The sequence below is a fragment of the Pseudomonas cyclaminis genome (genome assembly GCF_015163715.1).
In the GTDB taxonomy this organism is placed as follows: domain Bacteria; phylum Pseudomonadota; class Gammaproteobacteria; order Pseudomonadales; family Pseudomonadaceae; genus Aquipseudomonas; species Aquipseudomonas cyclaminis.
Genome location: NZ_JADDUM010000175.1, coordinates 24,049 through 31,499, shown reverse-complemented (window position 1 = coordinate 31,499; position 7,451 = coordinate 24,049). Strand labels below are relative to the sequence as shown.

Here is a 7,451-nt window from a genome sequence, read left to right as displayed (position 1 = left end):
TTCGTTGATCTTCAGAATCCAGTGGACGTCTGTAGATCTATATTTGGAGCGGGAAACGAGACTCGTATCTGGTGTCCGACTCATTGAAATCTAAGGGGTTTGTTTTCTTGCCGGAGCAGGAAAAGACTTGATTCTGGACTTGTTTTTGAAGGGTATCAAGGGCCAGAAGTATGATCCGAGCCCTATATTGGGTCTACGCGAATATCCGCACATGTGTTCAGTGCGTCTATGTCACCCATCATTTTTTCTCTTTAGCCAATCGATCCATGAGGCTGATGCAAATGTTGTTTTGGATATTCGCGAGCGGGCTCGCCCCCGCAGTTTATGCGCTCAACCTGTGGGAACGAGCATGCTCGCGAACAAGACTCAGGGCTGTTGCCCAAAAACCAGTCAGGAGTAATAGCCGACATGTACAGTTGGTTTCCACTGGTCACTACCACAAGCCCCCAGAAAGGAACAAGCTCAGCGCTCGTCAAGCATGTTATTGCACGATACCTACCAGCATGAATACCGATTGGTTTGCGGGACAAACCTGGCCTTATATTTTGGTGTTGAAAAACAATCAGATGAATACCAACCGCACGAAGTGCACTTAAGGCTCAATCCCCGTTAACCCTGCCAAAAGCGAGAACGCTTCATGATAAAAATCCTAGCCGCTGTACGCAGAAAACCAGGAATGACGCATGCAGAGTTTTTAAACTATGTAGAGCACACCCACGGAGCAATCGCTAAAGCCAAACCGCTAGGTGTCAAACGGTACGTGCAGAACCATGTCATCGACGCGGCTTTCGGGGTCGACGCCGACAATGCCTATGCACAGTCCTTCCACAAAGACTCCATTACGGAGCTGTTTTTTGAAGACGTGCCAGGTCTGATTCGCACCTTCAGCGATCCCTATACTCAGCAAACCGTCGGCCCTGATGCAAAGAACTTCGCTGATCTTTCCGAGCAGCTCGCTCAATTGATGGATGAAGCGGAGACGGCTAGCACCGCTACAGCGCCTCTCCCATGGAAGGCGATGATCCTGCTGAAGAAAAATCCCGCGATGGCGCTCGATCGTTTTTTCGAAGCTTGGGACGCAGCTCACGAGAGCATTACCCGGGAACAGCCCGACTTCCAGAACGCCCTACGCCGGTATGTTCGCTCCCGGTACCTACCCGAGGGTGACAAGGTGACAGCCTATTTCGGGCCAAACATCGCCGTATACGAAGGCGCCTCTAGCCTGTGGTTTGAAAATGAAGCGGATTTTTCGACGTTTCGGCAGTATCAGCGAGCGCTGTTTCAAAAACTTGCCGAGGACGGCGTGGCACTGACGTCGGCGTCTTTTTTCGCTTACGTCAAAGAGGTCGTTATTTTCGATCATTGCTTCTGAAGACCAGCAGCGCGACCCTTCCCATCCAGAAGGGTCGCAATCAATCAGATAGGCTCAGCCAACGTCGCAGTAGACTCCCGCATGATCTGCGCATGCTCTTCCTTATCCCCACCACTTTTCTCTATCTCGCACAGCCGTGCGGAGTTCTCGACCACGAGTTGGCAACGCTCCCAGCGCCGCGTTTCGAACCGGCTCAGGCCCGTCTGTAGATTGCTACTGGCGAGCAACTCTTCGGCAAGCACGATGGCGCTCTCAATACCGATGCCAGCTCCGGAAGCCAGGTGCGGCGTGGTGGCATGCACCGTGTCGCCAATCAGCACGATTCGGCCCTTGTGCCAGGGCAGCGGCACCAACAGATTGGCCAGCGGACGATAGTCGATATTGGCGCCCGCCTCGTACAGCTGCGGAACCAGCGTTTGCAGGATCGGAGCTGGGAATTCACTCAACAGGCGCGCCATTTCACCCGGCCAACTGGCCGGATCGATCCACTCGGAAAACTCCCGGTTTTCCATGAGAAACATATACATGTGTGTTTCGGAAATCGGATTGACGCCAACCTTGGTGCGACCCAGCCAATGAGTGGGGCGCACGATTTGCGGCGGACGCTTCAGCACCGCGCGCCAGACGCTCTGATGGATGGGTTTTGGCGAGGGTGCATCCGGGAAAAAGTCCTTTCGTGTGCGCGAATGCACACCGTCAGCGGCGATGACCAGGTCATAGCGTTCAGTGGTCCCGTCGGTGAAAGACACGTCAATGCCATCGTCATGCTCGATGATGCTGTCGTAGGTGATGCCCAGGCGCACGCGGGTCCCCACTTCCCGCGTCCTGTCGGCAAATATTCGAGCCAGTACCGGGCGCAGGATGCCGCCACCACAGGGAATCGGCTTATCGCTGACCGGCGGTCGAAGCGCCAATTGCACGATCAGGTCGCCTACCGGTGAAAACACATCGAAATTGGTCGACAAGTATCCTTCCCCGGCGACCCTTTCCAGAATCCCAACCGTATCAAGCGCTCGCAGCGTGGGCCCACTGAGCGTAATCCCAGCCCCCAAAGGACACCACAATGGATCGATTTCGACGAGGTCCACTTCGACGCCCTGGCGGGCGAGCTGGATAGCCGCGGTCATACCGGAGAACCCTCCTCCGATCACCAGGACCTTGTTGACTGCTGCAATCATCACGCTCTCCTAATTATTCTTATTCACTCGGGCAGACATTGCATGGCGCACCGACGAGCTCTGCGGCCTGATCGCGTCAATACCGTAGAAACATGGAATGCCGACGGGAAATGCCGGATCAGCCACGAGACTATCGAATCGGCTATCAGCGCTGAAATCGCTTTGCACAATCCGAGGTATCGCTGGCGGCGATGGGTCTGGCAGGTAAGTCGGGGGAATTGCTCGGAGTGCCTGCCTTTGCGGCAGAACAAATACAAAAGCCGATGAACGACGGCTCACACGAACCGCCATCCACCGGCCTTCAACGACGGTTGTTCACACGCTTTCCAAGCCATCCCAGCAGAGGTACTTCACCTCAAGAAACTCGTCGATCCCAAGGTGTGAACCCTCACGCCCAAGCCCGCTCTGCTTCACACCACCGAAAGGCGCGACTTCATTTGAAATCAAGCCGCAGTTGATGCCCACCATGCCCGATTCAATGCGCGCGGCGTTGCGCCAGATACGCGCCGCGTCACGGCTGAACAGATACGCGGCCAGGCCAAACTCGCTGTCGTTGGCCATGGCAATGGCTTGGTCATCCGTGTCGAAACGCACCAGCGGCATGACCGGGCCGAAGATCTCCTCACGGGCAACCCGCATCCCATGGGTCACGTCGGCCAACAGCGTGGGCTGGAAGAAACATCCACCCAGCGCATGGGATTTGCCGCCGGACAGCAGCCGGGCCCCTTGCGCCAAAGCATCATCCACCAGCGCCTGGGATTTTCGTACCGCCGCGTCATCGATCAACGGCCCGACCTGTACACCCGGCTCCAGGCCATTGCCCACCTTCAAGCGTGCCATGCGCTCAACAATGCGCTCGGCCAATGCATCATAAACCCCGGAATGCACCAGTACCCGATTCGCACCGATACAGGACTGCCCGCCGTTGCGAAACTTGGCCAGCATCACACCGTCAGCTGCCGCATCAAGATCAGCATCGTCGAAGACAATGAACGGGGCGTTGCCGCCCAACTCCATGGAGCATTTCTTGACCGTCTGTGCCGCTTGCGCCAGCAGCAGCCGGCCCACTTCCGTAGACCCGGTAAACGTGAGCTTGCGCACCAACGGGTTGGCCGTGAGTTCACCGGCAATATCTCGAGTGTCATTGCCGGTAATCACACTGAAAACACCGGCCGGCACCCCAGCGCGCTGGGCGAGTTCGGCGAGCGCCAGGGCGGTCAGGGGCGTCTGACTGGCCGGTTTCACCACCATTGTGCAACCAGCCGCGAGGGCCGGAGCAGCCTTGCGCGTGATCATGGCAGCGGGAAAATTCCAGGGCGTGATCGCCGCGCAAACCCCGATGGGTTCGCGCAGTACCACAATTCGCTGAGTGTCCTTTACGCCCGGAATCAGATCACCGCGCACCCGTGTGGCTTCCTCGCCAAACCAGCGCACAAAAGACGCGGCGTAATCGACTTCACCCCGCGCCTCCTCCAGTGGCTTGCCCTCCTCCAGGGTAATCAGCGTGGCAATGTCCTCGCGATGCTCAACCATCAGCTCATACCAACGACGCAACACCTCGCCGCGGCGTTTGGCCGTCAGGCGACGCCATGGACCAAAGGCCTCATGCGCCGCGTCGATGGCGTGCCGGACTTCAGTTTCACGGCAGCGCGGCAACTCGGCCAGCACCGTTTGATCCACCGGATTACGCAGCGTGTACTGACCGTGCGGCGTCTCGGCCAGCCACTCACCGGCGATATAGGCACCGTCACGCCACAGCGTAGGATCCTTAAGTAAATGCTTCACTGTGCAACCCTCCCGATCAGCACGGATAACGCCCGATCATGAAGGCGCTGTCAGGATCCGAAGTCACCGGCAACCCCGACGCGACCAACCCTTGACGCAGCGACTTCATGAAGCGATCCGGCACGCGCATCGCTGGGGCACGCAGTGGGCCGCCGTTAAAGCCGGCGAGCCAGTCCTGGTATTTCCACATCGTGCGATTGAGCACCCCAGTACCGCCAGCGTAGCTCTGCGCGGCGGCGCCGTTGGCGCTGCGTGCCGGGTTGACCTTCCAATACAACTCCATCGCCTCTTCGAAGCGCCCCGTGCGTGCCAGCTCGAATGCTTTCGGGTAGTAGTCGCTCATCCAGGCGGTGTTACTGGTGCCGGAAAACTGCAACTTCATCAGGCTCATCAAGGGGATTGCGTCGCCTTCGATCGGGCAACTGATCACCACCTGATCGCGGAAGTGGTGATACATCTCACAAATGCCCGCTGGAAGCGGAAACCCTTGCTCGGATTTGATGGCCGCGATATTCGGGCAATCGGCCAACAGCCGACGGACCAACTCCAGCGACATACCCGCCGGATGCACGCGCTCGAAGCCCCAGAGCGGAATCGGGAAGAGCATGACCGCAAGGTCCGTCGCGTCGCAGAATGCCTTGGTGTAGTCGTAGATTTCCTGCTCGCTGGTCGGCCAGAACTGCGGTGGATAGGAGAGCAGGACGATATCCGCACCGGCATTCTCGGCGAGCTTCACCGCCTCGATGTTCTCGGCAAGCGTGCCAAACGCCGCATGGAAGAATAGGAGCAGGTTTTTCCCCGACTCACGGGCCCAGGCGGTGAACTGTGCGTTCTCCTGGGGAGAGATCGCCAGCTCGCTGCACAGCAACGTGGCGCTGTAGCCCAGGCCGACCGTATGTTCAATGTCGTGGCGAATGCCACGTTCGTTGAGTCGCTTCAGGTCGGCACTGAAACTTGGGATGGTGACCGCCGAGCAGCCCACCAGGTTTTCCCGCGCCCAGGCACGGGCATCCGCTTTCTTGTATGTGGCCATGATGACTTTCCTTCGAACAGTGGAGGGGTTATTTCGAGACAGGGACAATGCTGGCAGGCAGCTCGATGCCGAGGCCTTGTTGCCTGGCGCGCTCGTACAACGCTTGTGCGATGACGACGTCCTGCAGCGCCGAGCCCACCGATTTGTAGAGAACGATGTCGCTTGCGTTCTGGCGCGGGGTGACACGACCCGCGACGAGATCCGACAGCGCGACCAATTTGTCGGCGACATACACGCCGGCACTGATCGCCGCAATGGCATCGCCGGTATCGTGGAGCACCTCTTGCGGCATATCAGCGACGATGCAGACGGCTCGCTCCATCGTGACCGGGTCAACTTCCCGTTGCTCAGGCAAGGTGGAGCCCAACGACACGACCGTGGCACCCGGGCAAAGCCACGCGCCTTGCAACACTGGCGACTCGTCACGGCTGCGGGCGGCACAGATCACCACATCACACTCCTGCACGGCCTCTTGCGCGCTGTTCACCGCTTGGATATCCAGTCCAGGCCTGAAGCTTTCGGCAAAGCGCTCGCGGCTCGCGGGCGTTGGGCTGAACACCCGGACACGGGCGACATCGCGCACGGCCTTGAGGCAGTCAAGTGCACCACGCGCCTCGAATCCGGCACCAATCACGCCCACCCGCAGCGCTCGTTGAGGCGCCAGTAGATCGACCGCCAGCGCAGCGGTTGCAGCGGTGCGCAACCCCGTCACCCGATTGCCATCGATCAGGGCACTGAGCGCCATGGTTTGCTGATCGAACAATGCGATCAGGTAGCTGGCGCAGCGCGCCCGCATGGAGGCCGCGATCAGCTTGCAGCCCATATGGCCGCCGGAGGGGGAAACAGCGGTCAGACTGCGCAGCCAGATACCATCACCCCGGGCCATGGAACGAGGCGGCACCATGGCATCCGATGCAGGGCGTGCATAAGCCTCGGCGAGCGCGGCGACGGCGGTGCTCCAGTCGGCGAGCGAAGCCACATCTGCGTCGCTGAGAAAAAGCGTCGGGGCAATGACTTGGGATTCTTGGGCGTGATGCATAGCGCTAACCTCACAATCGGGGATCAGTCGTTGATTGACTGACACCCTACGAGGCGCGCCCCCCGTCGAATACTGCTGGGGATGGAAAGCAGCTATCGCTTAAATCGATGGCATGGACAGATTGCAAATCAGCCGTCGCACTTCACGGGAAGCACGGGTCAAGGGGCGCCGGGGCGACTCGACCAGCACGACAAAGCGTTCCAACACGGGCTCGATAATGCGCGATGAAATCAGTCGTTGATCCAGCGAGCCGGGCAGCACAGAGGCAATCGCATAGCCTCCGCCTGCCGCGACGACTTCGTACTGGAGCTGGACCGAGTCGGCTTCCACGGCCACGCACAGCTCCACGCCTTGCTCGGCGGCCAAATGATCGAGCCTGGCCCTCAGCAGATGCGGCCGCCCAGGCACGACCAATGGCAGCCCCGATAGATTTTCCAGCGCAATATCTCGATTGCCGAACAGCGGATCGGCGGCGGGTCCTACCAGGTGCAGCGGTAGCCTGGCCAACAGATGGGCTTGGCCGATGCTCGCCTCGCTCTCGCGCAGCACCAGCGCCATATCCAGACGACCATCGTGCAACTGTTCTTCGAGTTGAGCGCTCGCGCCCTCAATCAGGTGCAATCTCACCCCGGGCATCTGCACGCGCACCGCAGAAAAAAGCGTTCCCGCAAACCGGCGTACGGCGGAAGGCAACATGCCCACGACCACCTCCCCCACCGGCTTTCCTCGCAGGTTGCGAATGTCGTCGGCAAGGCTTTCAGCGTTCGCCAGGAGATCCGATATACAAGGCAGCAACTGCTCGCCAAATTCGGTCAGGACCACCCCGCGCCCGGTGCGATGAAACAGGCGTTCGCCACATTGCGACTCTAGCAGGGCAATATTGCGACTCACCATGGACTGCGGCATGTCCAGCAGTACGGCCGCTTTGCTGAGACTGCAGCCGCCACGACACGGACGAACAAAGTCCAGCGAGGATCGATGATTGTGAGCGCCGTGGCAGTAGGCTGCGTGGCCGTGTCCGACACCGGGTAGCTCTGGATATCC

The 7,451-nt window shown here is 59.3% G+C and carries 6 protein-coding genes; 1 reads left to right on the top strand and 5 read right to left on the bottom strand.

The window, feature by feature from the left end; genetic code table 11:
- Positions 1-676: 676 nt before the first annotated feature.
- Positions 677-1,372 (top strand): EthD domain-containing protein, encoded by a 696-nt coding sequence (locus IQK56_RS20820; protein ID WP_225908541.1) that lies wholly within the window; start codon positions 677-679, stop codon positions 1,370-1,372.
- A gap of 44 nt (positions 1,373-1,416) precedes the next feature.
- On the opposite strand, the gene IQK56_RS20815 is transcribed toward IQK56_RS20820, so the two are convergent.
- From IQK56_RS20815 to IQK56_RS20795, 5 genes are all read right to left on the bottom strand, one after another.
- A complete protein-coding gene (locus IQK56_RS20815) occupies positions 1,417-2,550 on the bottom strand; it encodes an FAD-dependent oxidoreductase (RefSeq protein WP_193901810.1) in 1,134 nt (377 codons plus the stop codon).
- Between the two features lie 315 nt (positions 2,551-2,865).
- Positions 2,866-4,335 carry a succinate-semialdehyde dehydrogenase gene (locus tag IQK56_RS20810; protein WP_193862609.1) on the bottom strand — a complete coding sequence of 490 codons (1,470 nt, stop codon included), beginning with the start codon at positions 4,333-4,335 and terminating at the stop codon, positions 2,866-2,868.
- Between the two features lie 16 nt (positions 4,336-4,351).
- Positions 4,352-5,368: a dihydrodipicolinate synthase family protein gene (locus IQK56_RS20805; protein WP_193862607.1), complete on the bottom strand. Its 1,017-nt coding sequence runs from the start codon at positions 5,366-5,368 to the stop codon at positions 4,352-4,354.
- A 28-nt stretch (positions 5,369-5,396) separates the two neighbouring features.
- Entirely contained in the window at positions 5,397-6,407 is a 1,011-nt protein-coding gene (locus IQK56_RS20800) for an ornithine cyclodeaminase family protein (RefSeq protein ID WP_193862605.1), read from the bottom strand.
- Between the two features lie 99 nt (positions 6,408-6,506).
- Positions 6,507-7,313 (bottom strand): LysR family transcriptional regulator, encoded by an 807-nt coding sequence (locus IQK56_RS20795; protein ID WP_193862603.1) that lies wholly within the window; start codon positions 7,311-7,313, stop codon positions 6,507-6,509.
- Positions 7,314-7,451 lie beyond the last annotated feature (138 nt).

Excerpts from the sequence above, each read along its gene's own strand:
- IQK56_RS20820 (WP_225908541.1), top strand. The coding sequence starts at position 677 with ATGACGCATGCAGAGTTTTTAAACTATGTAGAGCACACCCACGGAGCA.
- IQK56_RS20815 (WP_193901810.1), bottom strand. The coding sequence starts at position 2,550 with ATGATTGCAGCAGTCAACAAGGTCCTGGTGATCGGAGGAGGGTTCTCC.
- IQK56_RS20805 (WP_193862607.1), bottom strand. The coding sequence starts at position 5,368 with ATGGCCACATACAAGAAAGCGGATGCCCGTGCCTGGGCGCGGGAAAAC.
- IQK56_RS20800 (WP_193862605.1), bottom strand. The coding sequence starts at position 6,407 with ATGCATCACGCCCAAGAATCCCAAGTCATTGCCCCGACGCTTTTTCTC.
- IQK56_RS20795 (WP_193862603.1), bottom strand. The coding sequence starts at position 7,313 with ATGCCGCAGTCCATGGTGAGTCGCAATATTGCCCTGCTAGAGTCGCAA.